General features: G+C 63.5%; 20 protein-coding genes. 12 read left to right on the forward strand and 8 right to left on the reverse strand.

The genetic code is table 11. The features are described 5' to 3' along the window. Positions 1-31 precede the first annotated feature (31 nt). Together NKH37_RS12370 and NKH37_RS12375 are read right to left on the reverse strand one after the other, a co-directional pair. Positions 32-811: a FadR/GntR family transcriptional regulator gene (locus tag NKH37_RS12370; RefSeq protein ID WP_023721256.1), complete on the reverse strand. Its 780-nt coding sequence runs from the start codon at positions 809-811 to the stop codon at positions 32-34. Positions 812-958: 147 nt separating this feature from the next. Then, positions 959-1,948, reverse strand: a complete 990-nt coding sequence (locus NKH37_RS12375; protein WP_352863592.1) for a sugar-binding protein — start codon at positions 1,946-1,948, stop codon at positions 959-961. Between the two features lie 427 nt (positions 1,949-2,375). On the opposite strand from NKH37_RS12375, the gene NKH37_RS12380 reads away from it, so the two are divergent. The 11 genes from NKH37_RS12380 (at position 2,376) to NKH37_RS12430 (ending at position 12,432) form a co-directional block, all read left to right on the forward strand. Continuing rightward, positions 2,376-3,116, forward strand: coding sequence for an ATP-binding cassette domain-containing protein (locus tag NKH37_RS12380; protein WP_023675804.1), 741 nt, complete (start codon positions 2,376-2,378; stop codon positions 3,114-3,116). Between the two features lie 34 nt (positions 3,117-3,150). Then, entirely contained in the window at positions 3,151-4,149 is a 999-nt protein-coding gene (locus tag NKH37_RS12385; RefSeq protein WP_023721258.1) for an ABC transporter permease, read from the forward strand. Positions 4,150-4,418: 269 nt separating this feature from the next. Then, positions 4,419-5,246, forward strand: a complete 828-nt coding sequence (locus tag NKH37_RS12390) for an AraC family transcriptional regulator (protein ID WP_023721259.1) — start codon at positions 4,419-4,421, stop codon at positions 5,244-5,246. Between the two features lie 107 nt (positions 5,247-5,353). Then, the gene (locus NKH37_RS12395) at positions 5,354-5,806 is read left to right on the forward strand and encodes an SRPBCC family protein (protein WP_023721260.1); all 453 of its coding nucleotides are present in this window, start codon (positions 5,354-5,356) and stop codon (positions 5,804-5,806) included. Positions 5,807-5,827: 21 nt separating this feature from the next. Continuing rightward, the gene (locus NKH37_RS12400; RefSeq protein WP_353003464.1) at positions 5,828-6,622 is read left to right on the forward strand and encodes an FAD binding domain-containing protein; all 795 of its coding nucleotides are present in this window, start codon (positions 5,828-5,830) and stop codon (positions 6,620-6,622) included. Positions 6,623-6,654: 32 nt separating this feature from the next. Continuing rightward, positions 6,655-7,137: a (2Fe-2S)-binding protein gene (locus NKH37_RS12405; protein WP_352481581.1), complete on the forward strand. Its 483-nt coding sequence runs from the start codon at positions 6,655-6,657 to the stop codon at positions 7,135-7,137. 13 nt (positions 7,138-7,150) lie between these two features. Continuing rightward, entirely contained in the window at positions 7,151-8,518 is a 1,368-nt protein-coding gene (locus NKH37_RS12410; RefSeq protein ID WP_352788610.1) for a xanthine dehydrogenase family protein molybdopterin-binding subunit, read from the forward strand. Between the two features lies 1 nt (position 8,519). Next, the gene (locus tag NKH37_RS12415; RefSeq protein WP_023721264.1) at positions 8,520-9,524 is read left to right on the forward strand and encodes a xanthine dehydrogenase family protein molybdopterin-binding subunit; all 1,005 of its coding nucleotides are present in this window, start codon (positions 8,520-8,522) and stop codon (positions 9,522-9,524) included. Between the two features lie 9 nt (positions 9,525-9,533). After that, entirely contained in the window at positions 9,534-10,415 is an 882-nt protein-coding gene (locus tag NKH37_RS12420) for an AAA family ATPase (RefSeq protein ID WP_352811846.1), read from the forward strand. Then, the gene (locus NKH37_RS12425) at positions 10,412-11,545 is read left to right on the forward strand and encodes a vWA domain-containing protein (RefSeq protein ID WP_352788615.1); all 1,134 of its coding nucleotides are present in this window, start codon (positions 10,412-10,414) and stop codon (positions 11,543-11,545) included. The genes NKH37_RS12420 and NKH37_RS12425 overlap by 4 nt, the downstream gene beginning before the upstream one ends. After that, positions 11,545-12,432: an amidohydrolase family protein gene (locus NKH37_RS12430; RefSeq protein WP_353003731.1), complete on the forward strand. Its 888-nt coding sequence runs from the start codon at positions 11,545-11,547 to the stop codon at positions 12,430-12,432. Before NKH37_RS12425 ends, NKH37_RS12430 begins: the two co-directional genes overlap by 1 nt. A 212-nt stretch (positions 12,433-12,644) precedes the next feature. On the opposite strand, the gene NKH37_RS12435 is transcribed toward NKH37_RS12430, so the two are convergent. After that, complete coding sequence (locus NKH37_RS12435) at positions 12,645-13,052, reverse strand: carboxymuconolactone decarboxylase family protein (RefSeq protein ID WP_352547006.1); 408 nt, start codon at positions 13,050-13,052, stop codon at positions 12,645-12,647. A gap of 492 nt (positions 13,053-13,544) precedes the next feature. Here NKH37_RS12435 and NKH37_RS12440 point away from each other — a divergent pair, with 492 nt between their 5' ends. Next, the gene (locus NKH37_RS12440) at positions 13,545-13,742 is read left to right on the forward strand and encodes a hypothetical protein (protein ID WP_353003466.1); all 198 of its coding nucleotides are present in this window, start codon (positions 13,545-13,547) and stop codon (positions 13,740-13,742) included. Positions 13,743-13,772: 30 nt separating this feature from the next. Here the strand turns inward: NKH37_RS12440 and NKH37_RS12445 are convergent, their stop codons facing one another. The 5 genes from NKH37_RS12445 to NKH37_RS12465 form a co-directional block, all read right to left on the reverse strand. After that, positions 13,773-15,269, reverse strand: coding sequence for a sugar ABC transporter ATP-binding protein (locus NKH37_RS12445; protein ID WP_353041058.1), 1,497 nt, complete (start codon positions 15,267-15,269; stop codon positions 13,773-13,775). Then, positions 15,269-16,327, reverse strand: coding sequence for an SMP-30/gluconolactonase/LRE family protein (locus NKH37_RS12450; RefSeq protein ID WP_353003468.1), 1,059 nt, complete (start codon positions 16,325-16,327; stop codon positions 15,269-15,271). Before NKH37_RS12450 ends, NKH37_RS12445 begins: the two co-directional genes overlap by 1 nt. Continuing rightward, complete coding sequence (locus NKH37_RS12455; protein ID WP_353003470.1) at positions 16,324-18,447, reverse strand: ABC transporter permease; 2,124 nt, start codon at positions 18,445-18,447, stop codon at positions 16,324-16,326. Before NKH37_RS12455 ends, NKH37_RS12450 begins: the two co-directional genes overlap by 4 nt. An 83-nt stretch (positions 18,448-18,530) precedes the next feature. Continuing rightward, positions 18,531-19,556, reverse strand: a complete 1,026-nt coding sequence (locus NKH37_RS12460; RefSeq protein WP_352709821.1) for a sugar ABC transporter substrate-binding protein — start codon at positions 19,554-19,556, stop codon at positions 18,531-18,533. A 59-nt stretch (positions 19,557-19,615) separates the two neighbouring features. Further along, positions 19,616-20,602, reverse strand: coding sequence for an ABC transporter permease (locus NKH37_RS12465; protein WP_353003472.1), 987 nt, complete (start codon positions 20,600-20,602; stop codon positions 19,616-19,618). Between the last annotated feature and the right edge of the window lie 139 nt (positions 20,603-20,741).

The raw sequence follows: 20,741 nt of genomic DNA on the forward strand, positions 1-20,741 counted from the left end.
GTTCGGAGCAATGCCAGCCCTGGTGCAACCATCACCGCCGCGACCGCCCGATAACATCGTCGGTGTTGGCGAGAAGCCTGTGCACCGCGGCACGGGCTGCGGCGGGCCGCTGCAGGCGGATGTTCTTCTCGATCGCCTCGTGCAGTGCCTGCGCCCGACGCTGGTCGCTGGTTTCGCGTGTGACGAAAACAAAGAGGTGATCGAGCGCCGATTCGATCAGCACGCCGAGCGGCACCAGCAGATCGTTGCCCGAGGCGCGCAGGATGGCGAGGTGGAACCGCGTGTCGGCGCGCGTTCGCTCCTGCAGGTTGGTCGCTTCGCCCATTTCGCGACAGGCCTGGCTGATCTCGGCCATCTGCTCGTCGGTGCGCCGCATGGCGGCAAAGGCGCTGGCCTCCGGCTCGATGATGTGGCGGAATTCCTGCACCGTCCTGAGGAACACCTCGCGGTCCGGCGAGGTCGCGTACCAGGCCAGCACGTCGCGATCGAGCAGGTTCCAGCGCTCCTTAGGCTCGACCCAGCTGCCGATCTTCGGGCGCGACGCAAGCAAGCTTTTCGCCATCAGCATTTTTATGGCTTCGCGCACCGCCGAGCGGCTGACGTCGAAGGTCTCGGACCATTTGGCTTCGTTGGGCAGGATGGTTCCCGGCGGATAGTCGCCGCGCACGATCCTCAGCCCGATTTCGTTGGCCAGCGACGCATGCACGCTCGAGCCGGGAAAGTGTGCGGCGTCGGCACGCCGAACGCCGGCCGGCCGTTCAGCCTCGGCCTTCAACTTGGCGGGTCGCTTTTTTGATGTCGCGTCCGGCATTCGTATTCCCCGGCAGCTGCTTGTCGAAAGCCTGAACTCAGGACACGACAAAGCAGCGGCCTACGCTCCAAAGCAGCGTCGCCTCGTGCGTTCGTATGGACGGTCTGTGACGGGGCGCCCGTCGAAGGGCGCCCCGAAACTGCGAACCTACTTCTGGATGCAGGTGTCGACAGTGTCCTTGGTGCATTCGTCGAGGCCGGTGAACACCGGATCGGCGACCGGCTTGCCTTCGACCAGGTCGATCATCACCGAGGGCGCCTTGTAGCCCATCTCGAACGGCCGCTGGCCAACCAGCGCGGTCACCAGCCCGTCACGGGCAATCGCCACCTCGTCGCCGATCGTGTCGGCGGCGCCGATGACGAAGGCGTTGCTGGCGATCTTGTCGGCCATCGGCTTGAACAGGTCACGATAGGGCTGCGGAGCGCCGAACAGCGGCCAGCCGCCCATGATGCCGAAGGCGTCGAGATCGGGATTGGCAGCGAGGATGTCGGTCATCGCCTGCACGCCCTTGGCGCCGTCGTCATTGGTGAACACCGGGCAGCCGGCAACTTCCGTCCAGCCGCCTTCGCCCGCCAGCGCCGCGAGGCCTTCCTTGCCCGAAAGCGCGTCACGCATGCCCTGCGCGCGGCGCAGGATGTTGTCGGCAGCCGGATTGCCTTCGATGGTGCAGATCTTGCCGCCATTCGGCTTGGCCTTCTTGATGTATTCGCCGATCTTGTGACCCATCAGGTAGTTGTCGGTGCCGAGATAGGTCTTGCGCAGCGCCGCATCTTCCTTGCTGAGGTCGGCGTCGAGGGTCATGATCGGGATCGACGGATTGGCGCTTTTGATCGTCTGCGCGATCAGCGGCGCGTTCGATGGCGAAATCGCCATCGCCACAGTGTCGGGCTTGCTCAGCATGTCCTGGACGATCTGGGCTTCACCGGCTTCGTCCGAGGTCGATGCCGGTCCGGTGTAGAAGCACTCATATTCCGAGCTGGCGTTTTCCTTGTTCCATTTCTCGCAACCCTGGTGGATGGCCTCGAAGAATGGATTGTCGAGACCCTTCACGACGATGACGAGCTGTTTCTTGGCCATAGCCGGCCCGGCACCCAACGCCATGACGGCGGCGGCAGCGAGCAATAGTGATTTCCTCATGTCAGTCCTCCCTTTTGAAACAAACGGACACCACGTGCCCGCCACACACAGATCGACCCGGAGCAAGATGACAGAGGACGTCGCACTCGTGTCGCCAAGCCAGGTCGATAAGCATTTTCATATTCAGTCTCAGACCGGCACCGACAGATACTGCTGGTTACCAGATCCCTGACCGACAAACCTTCACCGATTCCTTCCGGCAACCCGGGGGATCGGCGCAAGCTCCTCCGACACTTAGCTAATATCGCCTTGTCACCGACGTCAATGCTATTTGTCCTACAAAACTGATTTTTCGAAAGAAGCCGTGGTTGACGCCAAGGTGGCTTATGCGTAAATGGGCAAAATCGCTGCTTCCGGGAGGAACTGGGGAGAGCGAAAGGCCGCGGCAGAACCGCAGGCCGCAAAGCACGGGGAGGCAAGAAGGCTGGTGGCGGTTCTCGAACTCACCAACATCTCGAAGCATTTTGGCGCCATCCAGGCGGTCAACGACGTTTCGTTGTCGATCGAGGCCGGACAGGTTGTCGGCCTGATGGGCGACAACGGCGCCGGCAAGTCGACGCTGGTCAAGATGATCGCCGGCAATTTCCCACCGAGCCATGGCACGATGCAGATGGACGGCAAGGAGCTGATCCTGCACAAGCCGGTCGAGGCGCGCCAGCACGGCATCGAAATCGTCCATCAGGACCTGGCACTGTGCAACAATCTGACGGCCGCCGCCAACGTCTATCTCGGCCGTGAATTGCGCCGCGGCCTCGGGCCGCTTCGCATCCTCGACTATGCCGCCATGTACAAACGTGCCGGCCAGATCTTCGCCGAGCTGAAATCCGAAACCCGCCCGCGCGACCTGGTCAAACAGATGTCGGGCGGCCAGCGGCAAGCGGTGGCGATCGCCCGCACCATGCTTTCGCAGGCCAAGATCGTGCTGATGGACGAGCCGACGGCGGCGATCTCGGTCCGCCAGGTCGCCGAGGTATTGAACCTGATCCGCCATTTGCGCGACCAGGGCATCGCCGTCGTGCTGATCAGCCACCGCATGCCCGACGTCTTTGACGTCGCCGACCGCGTCATCGTCATGCGGCGCGGCCGCAAGGTCGCCGACAAGACGATCGCATCGAGTTCGCCGGAAGAAGTCACCGGGCTCATCACCGGCGCTATCGAACAGGTATGATTGACGCCTCAACCATGAGTAAAAAAGGTCGATAATGGCAGTCACCCTTGATCAGACGATCGCGCACAAGCAGCACACCTTGCTGAGCAAGGTGTTTGCCAGCCAGACCTTCTGGGTGGTGATCGCGGTCATCCTCGCCTGCCTGTTCCTGTCCGTGGCCACGGATTCCTTCGCCACGACCAAGAACCTCTACAACATCACCCGCAACATCACCTTCGTCGCCATCGTGGCGCTCGGCATGACCTTCGTCATCATCACCGGCGGTATCGACCTGTCGGTCGGCTCGGTGCTTTGCCTGTGCTCGATGGTGCTGGCCGTGACCATGCATGCTGGCTACGGCATCGAGACCGGCATTGCCGCAGCGATCGCGACGGCGCTGATCATCGGCGCCTTCAACGGGGTTCTGATCGCTTATCTCGGCTTTCCGCCCTTCGTGGTGACGCTTGGCATGCTCTCGATCGCACGCAGCCTTGCCATGGTCGCCTCCAACAACACCGTCGTCTTCCAGTTCGGGCCGGACCACGACAAGCTGCTGGCGCTTGGCGGCGGCGCCTGGGTGTTCGGCATCGCCAATCCGGTGCTCTATATGATCGTACTGGCGATGATCACCGGCTTCGTGCTGCGCTGGACGAAATTCGGCCGGCACATCTTCGCCATCGGCGGCAACGAGCATGCGGCGACGCTGACCGGCGTTCCGGTGCGCCAGATCAAGGTTGTCGTCTACATGATCTCGGCACTGGCGGCGGGCCTTGCCGGCATCATCCAGACCGGCTGGCTGGGCGCGGTCACCACAAATCTCGGCAACGGCATGGAGCTTCAGGTGATCGCCGCCACCGTCATCGGTGGCGCCAACCTGGCCGGCGGCATGGGCACAGCCTTCGGCGCAGTCGTTGGCGCGGCGCTGATCGAGGTCATCCGCAACAGCCTCGGCCTGCTCGGCATCAATGCCTTCTGGCAAGGCGTGTTCATCGGCGGCGCCATCCTGCTCGCCGTGCTGTTCGACCGCATCCGCAATTTCAGGCGCAACGACTGAACTTTTCCGCCGGCGGGGCAAAGTTGCTTCGCTGGCAAAAGTCCTTGCTCAGCCTCGAAGGGAGTGCCGGTTGCCGTCGACCGCACCGGTCTTGCCATACCGGCCTGGAAACGCTCGCCTTCTTCCTATCGCCGAGTCTGAAAATGCGCCGCTGCGGCGCATGGCCGGCGCCCGAGCGTGCACATCCGTCTTGACGCAAGCCCGAACTGAGCCGCACAATCGCTCGCAGCAGGCGAAGGGAGGCCAGTCGCCTGCGGGAGGATATACCCATGACGGAAGCGATCAGGCTCTACTGGGGCCGGTTCGGACATGTTTCTGTCCTGAACGTCGCCAGCGACTTCGTCACCCATGCCCATGTCGAGGCGCATATCATCATCTGGCTGGAAGGCACGGCCGGCGAGATGACCATCGGCCGCGAGACGGTGCGGCTTGGACCGGGCACCGCCGCCGGCATCAATTCCTTCCAGCCGCACAGCCACGCTCTGTCCCGCGACGGCACGCCCGGCCTGTTCCTCGCCTTTTACATCGATCCGGACTGGGCTCGAAGGCGCCGCGAGCTGCCTTCCTCGGCGCCGCTGTTCTCCGCCCCGGCAATCACGCTCGAGCCTTGGCTGCACAAGGCAGCGGCCAACCTTCTCGACCATCTCAGCGACAATGAGAGCATCGACGACATCGCCAATTACGAGATCGAGCGCTTCATCGACAGCGTGCTCGATGCCGCCGACGCCTGCGCACCGCAGACGGTGCGCGCCCGCGTCAACACCATGCAGGATTTTCGCGTCCGCAAGGCGATCCAGCTGATGAAAGCCAATGTCTGCGAGCGCATCTGCTTCGACGACGTGGCGCGCAGCGTCGGCCTGTCGCGGCCGCATTTCTTCGCCCTGTTCAAGGAACAGACCAATCTGACGCCCAACGTCTATTGGAACACGCTGCGCATGGAGGAAGCGGTGCGGCAATTGCAGTGGTCGCAGGAGCCGCTGATCTCGGTCGCCTGCAATCTCGGCTTCACCACCCAGGGCAATTTCTCGCGCTTCTTCCGCGACCATGTCGGCGTTCCGCCGACGCTTTACCGCGAGGCGGCGCGGGCGATCAGCTGAGCGCCCGTTTTTCAGACTAATTGATAGGCGTTCAAGACGCATTGATAAGCGCCGCCGAGTCTGCCGCCCTACCCTCCCAAGCAGCTGATTTGCAAGGGAACGATCATATGGCGAAAGTCACCATCTCCAGCGTCATCGACGCGCCGGTCGAAAAGGTCTGGGCGCGCATACGCGACTTCAACGGTCTGCCGAATTGGCACCCGCGCATGGTCGAAAGCCATATCGAGGACGGCAAGGATGCCGGCACGATCGGCTGCGTGCGCAATTTCCAGCTCGCCAGCGGCGCCCGCCTCCGCGAAAAGCTGCTCGATTTCTCCGACGAGAATTTCCTCGTCAGCTACTCCATCCTGGAGACGCCGCAACCGCTTACCAACCACAAGGCGACGCTGCAGTTGCGGCGGGTGACCGACGGCGACCGCACCTATGCCGAATGGACCGCCAGCTTCGACGCCCCTCCCGAAGAAGCCGACAAGCTGGCCGAAGGCATGGGCGCCAACGTCTTCCAGGGCGGCTTCAACGCCCTGAAGGCCCATTTCGCCGGCAAGGTTGAACTGAATTGAGCTGACAACCAGGAGCGTTCCATGGCGCTTGCACTGCAGACTTTCCCGACGGTGAAGGACGCTGGCGCGGCGCTGAAGGCCGCCGGCACCCGCTATCTCGGTGGCGGCACACTGGTCGTGCGCGCCGCCAACGAAGGCGACGTGTCGATTTCCGGTTTCATCCGGTCGACCGAACCGGCGCTGTCGATCATCCACATTTCCGGCGGCGAGGTCCGCATCGGCGCTTCGGTGACCATGGCGGCGATCGCCCGTCACCCGGATCTCGCTCCACTGGCCCACGCCGCGCGCGCCGTCGGCGGACCGGCGATCCGCAACATGGCTACGGTCGGCGGCAATCTCTTCGCGCCAACGCCTTACGGCGATTTCACCGTTGCACTGCTGGCGTTGGACGCAACCGTCACCACCGACTACGGCGAGCTGCCGATCGAAACCTTTCTGGCAAAGCGCGAGAGCAATCACGCCATCGTCACTGCGGTCGGCTTCACGCTTCCGAAGGAAGGCGGTTTTCGCTTCCTGAAACAGTCGCGGGTCAAGCCAAAGGGCGTCGCGGTGCTGAGCATCGCCACCGTGCTGGAACAGGCACAGGACGGCACTGTCACGTCAGCGCGGATCGCGCTCGGCTGCATGGCCGACCGGCCGATCCGTGCCAGGGCGGCGGAGAAAGCCTTGATTGGCCGCAAACTCACCGCAGACGGCATCGCACCGGCACTGGCCGTTGCCCACGACGGCACTTCGCCGCCAACCGATCCGATCGCCAGTGCCTGGTATCGCAACGAAGTCCTGCCGGTCCATCTCGGCCGGCTGCTGCTCGCCTGAACGCCCTGGCTGCGGCGCAAGGAGTAATAAAGATGGCGAAGGTCCCGGTTCAGTTCACGCTCAATGGTGCCGAAAAGGCCGAGTTCATCGACAGCGGCACGACGCTGCTTCACGCGCTGCGCGACAAGATCGGCGACACCTCGCCAAAAGGCGGCTGCCATCAAGGCACTTGCGGCGCCTGCACGGTCATCATCGATGGCGAGCTCAGGCTGTCCTGCCTGACGTTGGCCGAGACCTGCAACGGTGCGGCCGTCACCACGACGTCGGGGCTTTCGGAAGGCGGCGTGCTGCATCCGCTGCAACGCGCTTTCCTCGATGCTTTCGCCACGCAATGCGGTTTCTGCACGCCGGGCATGATCATGGCAGCCAAGGTACTGCTCGATCACACGCCGAACCCCAGCCGCGAGGACGTGGTCGAGGCGCTGTCGGGCAATATCTGCCGCTGCACCGGTTACGAGCCGATCATCCAGGCGGTGCTGACCGCCGCGCGCTCCAATTCGCAGAACGCGGTTTGAGGGAGTTAAGAAAATGGAACTCCGCAAGAGCTATTTCGCCGACCAGCGCAAGGACGATCTGCACGAGATCGGCCAGCCGCGGCCGCGTTCGGATTCACCCGGCCATGTCACTGGCAAGACCACCTATTTCGCCGACCGCAATTTTCCCGGCATGCTGCACCTGAAGATGGTGCGCAGCCCGCACCATCACGCCCGCATACGCAGCATCGATACGTCCGAGGCGGAAAAGCATCCGGGTGTCGTCAAGGTGCTGACCGCCAAGGATGTGCCGCACAATGTCTACACCATCCTGATCCTGATCCAGATCGGGCCGGAGGACGAGACGGTGCTGGCTGACGGCAAGGTGCGCTGGAAGGGCGAGGCGGTGGTGGCGGTGCTGGCCGAGACCGAGCGCGCCGCGCAGGAAGCCGCCGCCAAGGTCAAGGTCGACTACGAGGTGCTGCCGGCCGTCTTCGACATGGAGGAAGCGCTGAAGCCCGACGCGCCGATCGTCAACGAGTATCACGGCCGGAACTATTACCTCTACGACAGCGGCGAATGCCGCAAGGTGCGCTTTGGCGATGTCGAGGCAGGCTTTGCCACAGCCGACCACGTGCTCGAACAGACCTATCAGTCCTCGCCGATCGAGCATGCGCCGACCGAGACGACCGGCTGCATCGTCGCACCGGAGGGCAACGACCGCTTCACCTGCTACACCAACACGCAGGCGATGTTCTTCACGCTCGACAACGCCTCGATCATCCTGCAGATGCCCGGCAACAAGCTGCATTTCGTCGGCGGCACCGTCGGCGGCGGTTTTGGCGGCAAGGTCGACGTCATCGTCGAGCCGATCGCCATCCTCGGCGCCAAACTAACCGGACGACCGGTTTGTTTTGTCTATAGCCGCGAGGAGGAGATGCAGATTTCCTCGCCGCGCGCCGCCGAGAAGGTCGTCATCAAGGACGGCGTCACGAACGACGGCCGCATCGTGGCGCGGAAAGTGACCGGCTACACCGATGCCGGCGCCTATTCGCGCCATTCGCCCTACGGCGCGCAGAAGGGCGCCGGGCATTATCCTGGCCCGTATACGATCCCGAATGTCTGGATCGACACCTACTGCGTCTACACCAACCGTACCCCGTCCTCGGCGATGCGCGGTTTCGGCGTCACCATCGGCGACTTCGCGCTGGAGGTGCAGATGGACAAGCTCGCCCGGCTGATCGGCATGGACCCTCTCGAATTCCGCTTCATCAACGCCTACCGCGACGGCGACATGAAGGCACACCGGCAGCCGACGGAGGGGGCGGCGCTGATCGAGTGCATGCAGGAAGCCTCGCGCGCCGCCAACTGGCCGGTGGCGGAGAAGTTCATGACGATGTCGTCTTACGCGAAGGGAGCTTGAGATGGCGATCAGGCGCGGACGCGGCGTCGCCGCGATCAATTATCCGACCGGCATGAATCTCGGCGGCGACCCGACGCAGGCGCTGGTGCATTCGACGCCGACCGGCAATTTCATGGTCACGCTCTCCAGCGTCGACCTGGGCCAGGGCATGAAGCAGATCATGGCACAGATCTGCGCCGAGACGATCGGCGTACCGACCGACCGCGTCGTCGTCGACACCGCCGACACCGACACCGGCCCGCACTGCATGGGCACCTTCGCCTCGCGCGGCACGCATCGGGCCGGCAATGCGGTCATCCAGGCCGCCAGGGAAGCCCGCCAGGTGATGCTGGAAGTGGCGGCCGAGGAACTTGAGGTAAACGCCTCGGACCTCGAGACCGATGGCGAGGGCAACATCCTGGTCAAGGGCGCGCCGCAAAGATCGATCTCGATCTTCGATGTCGCGCTGTCGGCGCATTTCAAGCGCGGCCGTTCGATTTCCGGCCGCGGCATGTTTTTGATCCCCCGCTCCTATCCGGAGAAAGAGACCGGAGCGATGAAGCCGTCTACCTGCTACGCCCATGCCTGCACGGTGGCGGAGGTCGAGGTCGACGACGAGACCGGCGAGGTCACCGTGCTGACGGTGAAGAACGTGTTTGAGATCGGCCGCGCGCTGAACCCGAAAATGGTCGAGCAGCAACTCGTTGGCGGCTCGTGGATGGGCATCAGCCATGCGCTCTACGAAACGACCGAGCCCTATTATCCCAACCGCGACCATGGCGGCACCGACTTCAACCAATATCTGATGCCGGGTCCTGGCGATCTCGCGCAAACCGAGATCATCGTGCTGGAACGGCCCTCGGCGGACGGGCCGTATGGCGCCAAGGGGCCGGGCGAAATGTGCGCCAACCCGCAGATCCCGGCGGTCGCCAATGCCGTCTTCGACGCTGTCGGTGTGCGCATCGATACGCTGCCGATCACGCCGGAGCGCATCCTGCGGGCGCTGAAGGCGCAAGCCCCGAACTGAGGGCTGAAAATGCCCAAGAGAAGCGCTGAGACAGTCGCGACCTCGCCTGAGGCGGTGGCGTCGCGCCTCGCCGCCTCGCGCTATCTCGCCGATGAAAGCCTGGCCACCGCCATCTTCCTGGCGATCAGGCTGGGAAAGCCGCTGCTGCTCGAAGGCGCACCCGGCGTCGGCAAGACGGAAGCTGCGAAGGCGATTGCCGAGGTGCTCGGGCGCGACCTGGTGCGGCTGCAATGCTACGAGGGTATCGACGCCGCACATGCGCTCTACGAATGGAATTACCAGCGCCAGTTGCTCGCCATCCGCCATGCCGGTGAGCACGAGGTCGACATCTACGACGACCGCTTTCTCATCGCGCGGCCGCTGCTGCAGGTGCTGAAAGCGCCGGAAAAGCGCGTGCTGCTGGTCGACGAAATCGACCGTTCCGACCATGAATTCGAAGCGCTGCTGCTGGAGTTCCTGTCCGATTTCCAGATCAGCATTCCCGAGCGCGGCACCATTCGCGCGACTGCGCAGCCGATCGTCATCCTGACCTCGAACCGCACCCGTGAGCTTGCCGAAGCGCTGCGGCGGCGCTGCGTCTACCACTGGATCACCTATCCCGACGCCCGGCGCGAAGCCGAGATCATCATGCTGCGCGCCGGCGACGTCGCCGAGGCCACGGCGCGCGCCGGGGCTGCCGCAGTGCGCGACATTCGCGCCCGCCCGCTGGCGAAGCCGCCCGGCATCGCCGAAGCGGTCGAATGGGCGAACGCCGCGACGATCCTCGAAAAAGGCGGCAGTCCGTGGCCGGAAGCGTTTCGCCGCGCCATTGGCGTGCTGATCAAGGACGAGGAGGACCTTTCCTGCATCGCGCCCGAGTTCGGCAAGATTGTCGAGGAGGCGCTGGCGTGAGCCCCGCGGATCTGCCTCAAGGGGCGACGCCCTTCCTCGGCTTCGGCCGGCTGCTGCGCCGCTATGGCTTTTCAGTGGCGCCCGAGCAGGTCTCCGGCTTCATGCAAGCGGTGACGCTGCTTGGGCCGCGCTCGATGGCCGACATCCGCGAAGCGGCGCTCGCCACGCTGGCGCCGCCGCCCGACCGCCGCGACGAATTCGAGGCGCATTTTCGGAGCCATTTCTATGGCAGCACCGCGGCAGTGGTCGGAGGCGAGGCCGACGAGGAAACCCGCATCAAGGATGACGGCGAAACCAGCGAACAAGAAATCGAGGTGGTCCGCCAGGAGCAAGGCGGCGAACTGTCTTCGGCCAGCGAACAGTTGAGCGTCCGCGAATTCAGCCGCGATAGCGACGGGCTTGCCGCCTTCCGCCGCAAGCTCGCCACCGCTTTGCCCGCCCGCCGCTCCTTCCGCACGGTGCGCACGCATGCGCGCGGCAAGCTCGACCTGCGCCGCTCGCTGCGCGAAATCGTCAGTGCCGACGGCGATATCCCCTCGCCGCTGCTGCGCCGGCGGCAGACAGTGCCACGCAAGCTACTCATCCTGATCGACGTGTCGGGCTCGATGAAGCTCTACACCTCAGACTATCTCAAGCTGGCGCATGCGGCCGTGCAAGGCGCCGACCGGGCGGAGGTCTTCACTTTCGGCACACGACTGACCCGTATCACCTCGGCGCTGCGCATTCGCGACCGCGACCAGGCGCTGGCTCGCGCCGCTGCCCAGGTCGACGACTGGGACGGCGGCACCCGCATGGGACCGACACTGCTTGCCTTCCTCTCGGTGCCGCGTTTTTCGGCCTTTGCGCGCGGGGCGGCGATCGTCATCCTGTCGGATGCGCTGGAGCGCGGCGATCATGCCGAGCTGGAGACGGCGATGCGCCGGCTGAGCGCCCGCGCCTTTCGGCTTTCGCTGGCGACGCCGTTGGCCGGCGATCCGCGCTTTCGGCCGGCGACGGCAGCGCTTCGCGCCATCCTGCCAGTGCTCGACGACCTGGTCGACGGTTCGTCGATCGCCGGCCTCACCGATTTCATCCTGTCGCTCGCCCGCCCAGCCCCGGCGGCCGCGGCAATCTGGAGGAGAGTTTCGTGATGCAGAAGGCGATCGACGCGCATTTCCACATCTGGCGCCAAAAGGACCAGCCCTGGCTGGTCGGGCCGATGGTGCCGCGCATCTTCGGACCGTATGAGCCGATCCGCCGCGACTATCCTATCGGGGAATTCCTCGCCGACCAGCAAGGCTCGGGCGTCGAGAAGGCGGTCTATGTCCAGACCAACTGGGCCAAGGAGGATTTCGAGAATGAGGTCGCCTTCCTGCAGAAAACCGCGAAACAAACCGGCTGGCCGCACGCCATCGTCGGCTATGCCGACATGACCGTGGACGACGTGCGTTCCCAGATCGACCGGCTGATCAAATACCCCCTGCTGCGCGGCGTGCGCATGCAGCTGCACTGGCACGAAATGCCGGCCTTCCGCTTCGCTGCCTCGGCCGATCAGGTCATCGACCCGAAGGTGCGGGCCAATGTGGCGCGTCTGAAGGACTACGGCTTGTCCTTCGACCTGCAGCTTTTCCCCGCCCAGATGAAGGACGGGCTGACGCTTGTCGGCGAGAACCCCGAGACCAATTTCATCCTCACCCACGCCGGCATGCTGACCGACATGGAGCCAGAGACCACCGAGGCCTGGAAAGCCGGCCTGCGCACGCTGTCAGCGGCCCCCAACCTCTATGCAAAACTGTCCGGCCTCGGCACCTTCGTCCACCGCAACGACCCGGCGCTGATCAGCTATATCGTCGACAATGCCATCGACATCCTCGGCAGCGACCATTTGATGTTCGGCTCGAACTTCCCGATCGAGAAACTGTGGACCAGCCACGACGAGCTGATCAAGGCGCACCGGGAAACGGTGGGCAAGCACGGCGCGGCCGCCGAGCCCGATATCTACTGGAACACGGCGGAGCGGGTTTATCGGCCGGTGTAGCGCGCATTCCCTTCTCCCCTTGTTGTGGGAGAAAGTGGATCGGCGCGCAGCGCCGAGACGGATGAGGGGTGTTGGAAGGAACGCGGCGGTGGAAATACAGGCAATTTGAAGCACTTACGTCTTCAAGCTAGCAATCCTTCCGGCACCCCTCATCCGACCGAGCTTCGCTCGGCCACCTTTTCCCACAAGGGGAGAAGGGAAGGCGCCGCGCCTCACCGCACCTCGAACTGCGGATCGACCGGGATCTGCATCGCAGTGACCATCTGGTTGGTCTGCCCCGCCAGTCCGATGATCGACACCAGCTCGCCATGTTGCGCTTCAGTCATGCCCTTGGCGCGGGCTGCCGCCGTGTGCGAGTGGACGCAGTAGGAGCAGCCATTGGCGGTCGAGACGGCGATGTAGATCATCTCCTTGGTCAGCGGGTCGATGACGCTGTCCGCGACCATCACCGCCTTGAGCTGTTCCCACACCCGCTTCAGCGAGACCGGATCATTGGCCAGCCCGCGCCAGAAATTATTGACGAAATCGGATTTGCGCGTCGCGCGGATGTCGTCGAACACGGCCTTCACAGCGGGAATCGCCTCGACCTCGGCATCGGTCAGAAGTCTTGTGGTGGCCATGGGCAGGCTCCTTTCGGTTTGAATCATTATGCGAGATCGTTGAATCAGGTCTTGAGAAAAGGCGGCTAATCGCCTCGGATAAATCAGCAATTGACGCGCTGAGGAAGGCCTTGAAGGCCGGCCGAAGCCCCTCAACATCGTCATCCCTGGGCGAAGCAGGAGCGAAGCTCCGTCGCGAAGACCCTGGGATCCATGCCGTAACTTCCGCCGAAGAGTGCAGCGGAGTAGAATTCTGCACCGCTGCAGCGCTCTGAAGTCGCGGCATGGATCGGGTCTGCGCCGCGTCGCTTCGCTCCTTGCTTCGCCCCAGGATGACGAAGCGATGGGCGTTTCGGCCAATCTCCAAGGCATCCAATTCGCCAATACGAAGACTAGTTGACATGTCAACTTCTACGCCAAGGGGTAATGTCTCAGTTTGAAATTTGACATCGGCTTGTCGCGAACCGCGCCAAACTCCCATATGTTTAGTGCAAAGCATGGAAGTGTGTCGTTATGCCGGGCAAGTATCAGTCGGAAGAGATTTGGCGTAGAGCGCTGGCTGCGCAAAGAAATTATCTGCGCGTTCTGGAATCTCCCGAAAATCGCCCCTACGCCGCGAAGTCTATCGCCAAGACCTTAAACCGCATTCAGCGGATTACGGCCAATGGGCTTGCTGAGTGGCAGGAGGACGCCAATGCCCACCGGACTTAAAGGTCAAAATGAGGCGCTACCGCCAAGGGACTAATGCACCGCCGCATACATGATCTTCTCCTCCGTCGCCTCGGCCGGCGAGAACTCCTCGACGATGCGGCCTTGCCGGCAGACCAGGATGCGGTCGGACAGGTTCATGATCTCCGGCAGGTAGGACGAGATGACGACGACGGCCAGGCCCTCATCGGCCAGCCGGTTGATGATCTGGTGGATTTCGGCGATCGCACCGACATCGACGCCGCGCGTCGGCTCGTCGAAGATGACGATGCGCGGCTTCTGCACCAGCCCCTTGCCGATCACCACCTTCTGCTGGTTGCCGCCCGAGAGCTCGACCACCCGCGCATTGTCGTTGATCGCCTTGACGTTCAGCGTCTTGGTCCATTCGGCCGACAGCGCCCGCATCTCCTGCGCATTGATCACCCAGCCCTTTTCCCGCCCGGCCGCCAAAAAGCCGCCGAACAGGTTCTCGGCAACGTCCATGGTCTCGAAAATCCCCTCGCTCTTGCGGTCTTCGGTGACATAGACGATGCCGTCCGCCACCGCCTCGCTCGGAACGAGATAGCGCACCGGCCGGTCGTCCAGCTCTATGGTGCCGCCGCGCAGGAAGTCGCGCTTGTAGATGCCGGAAACGATCTTGAACGTCTCGGTGCGACCCGAGCCGATCAGCCCGAACACCCCGGTGATCTGGCCCTCGAAGATCGAGAAGGAATTGTTGCGCACGACATTGCTCATCGAGATGTCCTGCACCGACAGCACCTTCTTGCCGGCCTTGCGCAGCTTGGCCTCGTCGCGCTGGCTGTAGAACTGCCCCGACAGCGTGCGCCCGACCATGGCGGCGACGATCCTGTCGCGATCGAAGGCGGCTGTGTCGTCGGTGATCACCAGTTCGCCGTCGCGCAGAATGGTGATGCGGTCGGCGACATCAAGCGCCTCTTCGAGCGCATGGCTGATGAAGACGATCGACACACCCCTTGCCTTGAGCCGGCGGATCAGCGCGAAGAAGTGCCGCTTCTCCTCCGGCGTCAGCGTCGCCGTCGGCTCGTCGAAGATGATGATCTCGGCATTGTGGTGGACGGCGCGCGCGATCTCGACCATCTGCCGTTTGGCCGCGCCCAGCGTCGCCACCATGGCGTTCGGGTCGACGGGAAAGTTCAACGACTGCAGGAATTGCTGCGCTGAAATGTAGGTGCCGCGCAGCCGGTTGAGAAAGCTTTCCGTGCCGAGATAAAGGTTCTGCGCCACCGTCATCGACGGCACCAGGCTGGTCTCCTGGAACACCATGGCGATACCGGCTTGAAGGGCCGCATGCGGCGAGGCGTAGGCGATCTCCTGCCCGTTGTGGAACATCTTTCCCGAGGTCGCGTCGACGACGCCGGCGATGATCTTGGTCAGCGTCGATTTTCCCGCGCCATTCTCGCCGAGCAGCGCGTGGATCTCGCCCTTGCGCAGCTCGAAGCTGACATTCTTCACCGCGGGCACGCCGCGATAGGTCTTGGTCACGTTCTCCAGGCGGACGATCGGTTCCATCAGCGATGCCCTCCTGAAGCCAGTTCGATGGCCAGCAGGCAATCGCCGCCTTTCGAGGCAATGAACAGGCGACCGTCTTTCTCCGCCACGCTGCAGATGCCGTGGCGCGTGCCGTTGGCGCGGCTGTGCAGGCTGAACTGCGGCCGCATCTCCCGATCGAGCCTGACCACCAGCCCGTAGGAGCGGCTCGGCGACCATGGCTTGTGAATGCCCATGGTGCGAATGCCGCCGCATTGCAGCGGCTCGAGGAAGCTGCGGTTGGAGGCAAGTGCCGGCGCGATCCAGTGTTGCGGCGACATTTGCGCCAGCATGTCGTTTCGATAGTGCGTTTCCTGCAACACGAATTCGATCAGCCGGTTGCGGGGCGCAAACAGCGCCAGCCAGGCACCGCCACCGGCGGCAGGCGACAGGCGCGCGGGATAGCCGGGCAGATGCGCCAGCACCGTCGAGCGGCTGCCTGTCGGGCTATCGAAGCGGACGAGTTGGTGCCGCCAACTCTCGCTGACCAACACATCCTTGCCGGTTGGATGCAGCCCATAGGGAAAGGCGATGTCACCGGCGAGCTTGCGGATTTCGCTGCCTGTCGGATCGCGCTTCCACAGCGAACCCGAAGCACCCTTCTTCATCAGATCCGCGGCCCATTCCGACGGCCCGTGTTCGGCCGAGCCATTGGCCAGCCAAAGCGTGCCATCTTCTGCGTAAGCAAGTGCTGTTATGCAGCGGATCTCGGCCGGCAGGGCGGCCTCCTTGCCTGCAATCAACAGCCTGCCGTTTTCGAGCCCGACCGTCAGTTCGCCGGCGGGCGAGCGCGCGAGCGCGATGACCGGGGACGGAAATGTCTCGACTATCGTCGGCGCGGCACCGGCGGTGACCGCGTAGACGGCATTGGCACTGGAAACCAGCAGCCGGCCGTCGGCGACCAGCAGATTATCGGGCTCGGGCAGTTCGGCGAAGGCCGCAGCATCGTCCAGCAGCGTATTCGACCTGAAGGCACCGTCGAGCGGCGGGATGGTCACCGCCTTGCCGCGAAAGATGTCGAGAATGGGATCCAGCATCATGGCTTCGCTCCCCAATAGGAAGCGGGGCTGGTCCAGTTCGGATCGGCAGCGGCAATCCTGTAGCGGCCGATGCGGTTGTTGAGGATACCGCCGACGAACAGAAAACCCTTGTGCTCGCGCATCGAGGTGACCATCGGATGCGCGGCGCCCGACAGGTCGCCCATCGCTTCGACGATGCCGCCCTTCTCGTTGAATTTCACCACACCGCCGGTGTTGATGTTGGGGAACAGCCATTCGTCCTGCGGCAGCCGCCGCGTCATGCGCTTGCGCATGTCGGGATGGCGCAGCGACAGGTCGAAGCTCGGCGTGCGCATGCCAAGCCAGGCCATCCAGTAATTGCCGTCGGAGGCGCGGTTGATGTTGTCGGGGTAGCCCGGCATGTCGCGGATGACGCATTCGGCGGTGCCTGCTTTCGGCCCTTCCAGCCAGTAGCGGTGCACGCGGCAGGCCCAGCTTTCGGCAAAGAACAGCGACTTGCCGTCATGCGCCATGCACACGCCGTTGGTGTAGCGGTAGCCGTCGAGCAATGTCTTCGTCGAAGCGTCCTTCGGGTCATAGACGAGCAGCCGCCCGGTGGCGCGGTTCTCGATCGAGTCCAGCGCCCAGTCGTGGGCGTCATAGCGCTTGGTGGAATCGGTGAAGTAGATGCGGCCGTCCGGCGCGATGTCGCAATCATTGGGATCGCGCAGCCGCGCATCGTCGACGATCGAAGTCCAGGAGCGTGACGTTTCCGCCGATAGCCGCTTCACCTCCCGCTCCGGCGAGACCGAATAAAGGCCCATGGCGCCGACGCAGCTGATCAGATTGCCTGTTTTGTCGAAGGCCAGGCCGAGCGGAAAGCCGCCAATATGGGCAAAGACCTCCGAGTGTTTGTAGTCCGGCGCAAAGAAACGGACGATCTCGCCATGCCTGGTGCCGCAATAGAGATGGTCGTCGCGGTCGAGGATGACGTCTTCCGGCCCTTCCAACTCGCCGAGCCCGATATGGTCAGCCTCCGACAGCCGGTTGTCGAGCTCGTAAGGGGTGCCGGAGCCCGGTGCCGCCGACTGCGTTGCCCCCATCTTCAAATAGACCGGTGCCACATAGACCTCGTCCAGCACCTTGTGGCGGTTCTTTAGCCAGCGAATGTCGATGGTGACGGCAACTGCCAGCATGATGCCCAGCACCATCTGGTTGGTGCCGGTGCCATAGCCCAGCCGGATCAGCCCGTTGGTCATCGTCAGCACGATGATCGCGCCCATCAGCCCCTTGATCACCGAGCCGCGGCCGCCGCCCAGGCTGACGCCGCCGACGACCGCTGCCGTCAAAGCCATGACCTCGAGATTGAGGCCTGTGCCCGGCCCTGCCCCGCTCAGCCGGCAGGCGATGAGGAAGCCGCCGAGCGAAGCGCAGAAGCCGGAGAACACATAGGTCATGAACACGGTGCGGCGCACGCGGATGCCGGCATTGTGGGCCGATCGCCGCGACCCGCCCACCGCCTGCACATGCCAGCCGGGCCGCGAGCGCGTCAGCGCGACATGGGTAATGATCGCCAGGATAATCGCTGCCCACACCGCAACCGAAAGGCCCCAGAAGGTGTCGTCGCCGATGAAGTCCAGCACATCCGATGTGGCATCGGAAAGCTGGACGTCGGCGGCATAGGTGGTGACCAGTATGTCGAACAGCGCCCGCCCGAAAATGAAGGTGACCAGTGTCGTCAGGAAAGCGCGCAGCCTGAAATAGCCGATCAGATAGCCATTGATCGCGCCGAACAGCAGCCCGGTGGCGATCGAGGCGGCCAGCGCCAGCCATACCGATTGTTCGAGGATGAAAAAGACGAACACGGCGGAAAAGCAGGACAGCGCGAAGATCGAGCCGACCGAAAGGTCGATGCCGCCGCCGAGCATGACCACCGTCATGCCGGTGACGACCAGCGAAAATTCGCCGAGCTGGCGGGTCGATTCCTGCAGCGACATCGGCTTGAAGAAGCCGGGAATGATCGAACCGAACACGCTGAGCGTCGCCACCAGCGCCAGGAACGGAATGGCGTTATCAGTCCAGCGTTTGCTTAGGATCTCGCCGACAAGGTGGTCGGGCACGAGATTGTAGCGCCAGGATTGAAGGCGTTCGCGAAAGGACATCGGTTGCTGCTGCCACTCAAGAGAGAAAGAGGCGGCCGAACAAGGTCCGGCCACCTCGTCGATGCTTGCAACGGACCCGCGGTTTACTTGGCCGCAGCTTGGGCTTGCAGTGCTTTCAAGTCCCAGCAGCTGTCTGGCTTGAGGTCGGCCTTGGTCGTCGCCTTCTCCAGCGTGTAGATGTAGGTGTGCGAGGTGCCGGCTGGCTGGCCACTCTGCAGCAGGAACTTGATGACGGCGTTCATGTCGCCCGACTGGCGGGCAAGGTCGGTCATCACCACCGCGCCATAGGTGCCGTCCTGCAGCTTGTCGCAGTCGGCAGTCTTTTCGCCGCCGCCGGTGGTGACCAGAAAGACTTTGCCCTCGAGCTTGGCATCGCGGATCGCAGCAGATGCGCCCGTCGCGTCGCCGTCCCAGAAATCGATGATGGCGCAGATGTCGGGGTTCTGCTGCAGCATCGTCGTCGTCACGTTGCGCGAGGTCGTCGCATCCCAGTTCGAGTCAGGCTTGGCCACGACCTTGAAGTCGGGGTTCTTATCCAGCACCTTCATGATGCCGGCATACTGGTAGAGGCTCGACGAGTTGGCCTGGTCGCCCTGCACCAGCCCGATCTTCTTGGAGGAGTTCGGCCCACAACCCTTTATCGCCGCTTCAGCTTCGAGTTGCCCGAGCCGATCCCAGTCGCTGCCGACAAAGGCATCGGCCGGGAAGTTCGCCGGATTGTCGACCAGCAGGACATAGGTGCCGGCGGCCTGCGCCTTCTTCATCAGCTTGGCATAGGAGTTGAGGTCCGGCGAATGGATGATCAGCACGTCCGGCCTGGTGTCAGACGAAATAGCGTCGGTTATCGCCTGCGCGCCGGCATCGACCACCCAGTTCGGGTCACGCGTCTCGAACACGCCGCCCCAGGCCTCGACCTCGGTCTTCAGGTAATGCGCCCAGCCCTGTGCCAGATCGAAGCCCATCGCCATCGGCACCAGCATCACACGCTTGCCCTTGAGCGCTTGCGAATAGGCGCCCGGACCCGGATCTTCGGCGGCGAAGCCTGGCGCCACGAAGGCGGAGACGGCAAGCGCTGCCGCGGCGGCCATAAACGTCCTGATGATTTTCATGTCACATCCTCTGGTTTGGTCGTTGTCGTTCGCGGCCGGCCCCAACCGTTCGCGTCAGTCTAAATGTCGCCTTGCTGCGCGGTCTGCTCGTCGCGCGGATTGATGAACCCATCGACGATGATCGCCGCCAGCAGGATCGCCGCCTTGATCAGGTTCTGATAGAGCAGCGGAATGTCGATGATGGTCATGGCGTTGAGCAGGATGCCGATCAGCGCGGCACCCACCAGCACGTTGCGCACCCCGCCCCGCCCGCCCGATAGACCGATGCCGCCGATCACCGCCACCAGCACGATGTCGTAGAGCAGCGTGGAATTGACGATGCGGGTGTTGATCGAATGCAGGCTGGCGGCGGTGAGCAAGCCGGCAATCAGCGAGACCAAGGCCGACAACACGTAGCGCAGCACCAGCATCGGGCGCACTGGAATGCCGATATTGCGCGCCGCAACCGGGTTGTCGCCGGCGAAATAGACGTAGCGGCCCCATTTGGTGTAGCGCAGGAACAGGAAAAAGGCGAAAGCCAGCCCGGCGAAGACAAAAACCTCGACCGGGATGTCGAGGAACCGAAGCCCGCCCAGAAGCTCGACCCAATGGCCGGGCGGCACCGGCACGGCGTCCTGTGTGATCAATTGTGAGCGCACATAGCCGAAGACGAAGGACGCGGTCGCCAGCGTCACGAAGATCGCCGGAACCTCGGCGTAGGCGACCAAAATGCCGTTCAAAAGCCCGATGGCGAGAACGCCGGCGAGCACATAGGCGAAGGCCAGCCCGTCGGACATTCCCGAACTCAGCAATTGCAGATACCAAGCGACCGACATCGCCATGATCGCCACCGCCGACAGATCGATGCCCCTGCCGATAATGACGACCGCCATGCCGAGCGCCAATATGCCCAGCACCGAGACCGAGCGCACGATGGCAACAAGATTGTTCGAGTTGATAAAACCAGGCAGTCCGACGGCGGCGGCAATGAACAGCACGACCGCGATGGCAAAGACAATGCCCTCCTGGTTCAGGCTTCTCCAGTTTAGCCAGCCGGTCGCGTTCATTGCCCGCTTTCACCCGCGATGGCTACGCCCTGCTCCCTCTGCGGCCATCGGAACGAAAGCTAATCGGCTCAAGACCAATCCGTCAAATGAATCCGCGCATTGCAGGCCGGCTTGCGAGGAAATTCCGCGGTTGGACGCA

It is taken from the genome of Mesorhizobium sp. M1217, from assembly GCF_040318275.1.
Classification (GTDB): domain Bacteria; phylum Pseudomonadota; class Alphaproteobacteria; order Rhizobiales; family Rhizobiaceae; genus Mesorhizobium.

Excerpts from the sequence above, each read along its gene's own strand:
- NKH37_RS12430 (WP_353003731.1), top strand. The coding sequence starts at position 11,545 with ATGCAGAAGGCGATCGACGCGCATTTCCACATCTGGCGCCAAAAGGAC.
- NKH37_RS12400 (WP_353003464.1), top strand. The coding sequence starts at position 5,828 with ATGGCGCTTGCACTGCAGACTTTCCCGACGGTGAAGGACGCTGGCGCG.
- NKH37_RS12390 (WP_023721259.1), top strand. The coding sequence starts at position 4,419 with ATGACGGAAGCGATCAGGCTCTACTGGGGCCGGTTCGGACATGTTTCT.
- NKH37_RS12465 (WP_353003472.1), bottom strand. The coding sequence starts at position 20,602 with ATGAACGCGACCGGCTGGCTAAACTGGAGAAGCCTGAACCAGGAGGGC.
- NKH37_RS12375 (WP_352863592.1), bottom strand. The coding sequence starts at position 1,948 with ATGAGGAAATCACTATTGCTCGCTGCCGCCGCCGTCATGGCGTTGGGT.
- NKH37_RS12420 (WP_352811846.1), top strand. The coding sequence starts at position 9,534 with ATGCCCAAGAGAAGCGCTGAGACAGTCGCGACCTCGCCTGAGGCGGTG.
- NKH37_RS12440 (WP_353003466.1), top strand. The coding sequence starts at position 13,545 with ATGCCGGGCAAGTATCAGTCGGAAGAGATTTGGCGTAGAGCGCTGGCT.
- NKH37_RS12395 (WP_023721260.1), top strand. The coding sequence starts at position 5,354 with ATGGCGAAAGTCACCATCTCCAGCGTCATCGACGCGCCGGTCGAAAAG.
- NKH37_RS12410 (WP_352788610.1), top strand. The coding sequence starts at position 7,151 with ATGGAACTCCGCAAGAGCTATTTCGCCGACCAGCGCAAGGACGATCTG.
- NKH37_RS12450 (WP_353003468.1), bottom strand. The coding sequence starts at position 16,327 with ATGATGCTGGATCCCATTCTCGACATCTTTCGCGGCAAGGCGGTGACC.
- NKH37_RS12405 (WP_352481581.1), top strand. The coding sequence starts at position 6,655 with ATGGCGAAGGTCCCGGTTCAGTTCACGCTCAATGGTGCCGAAAAGGCC.
- NKH37_RS12415 (WP_023721264.1), top strand. The coding sequence starts at position 8,520 with ATGGCGATCAGGCGCGGACGCGGCGTCGCCGCGATCAATTATCCGACC.
- NKH37_RS12460 (WP_352709821.1), bottom strand. The coding sequence starts at position 19,556 with ATGAAAATCATCAGGACGTTTATGGCCGCCGCGGCAGCGCTTGCCGTC.
- NKH37_RS12370 (WP_023721256.1), bottom strand. The coding sequence starts at position 811 with ATGCCGGACGCGACATCAAAAAAGCGACCCGCCAAGTTGAAGGCCGAG.
- NKH37_RS12455 (WP_353003470.1), bottom strand. The coding sequence starts at position 18,447 with ATGTCCTTTCGCGAACGCCTTCAATCCTGGCGCTACAATCTCGTGCCC.
- NKH37_RS12435 (WP_352547006.1), bottom strand. The coding sequence starts at position 13,052 with ATGGCCACCACAAGACTTCTGACCGATGCCGAGGTCGAGGCGATTCCC.
- NKH37_RS12445 (WP_353041058.1), bottom strand. The coding sequence starts at position 15,269 with ATGGAACCGATCGTCCGCCTGGAGAACGTGACCAAGACCTATCGCGGC.
- NKH37_RS12385 (WP_023721258.1), top strand. The coding sequence starts at position 3,151 with ATGGCAGTCACCCTTGATCAGACGATCGCGCACAAGCAGCACACCTTG.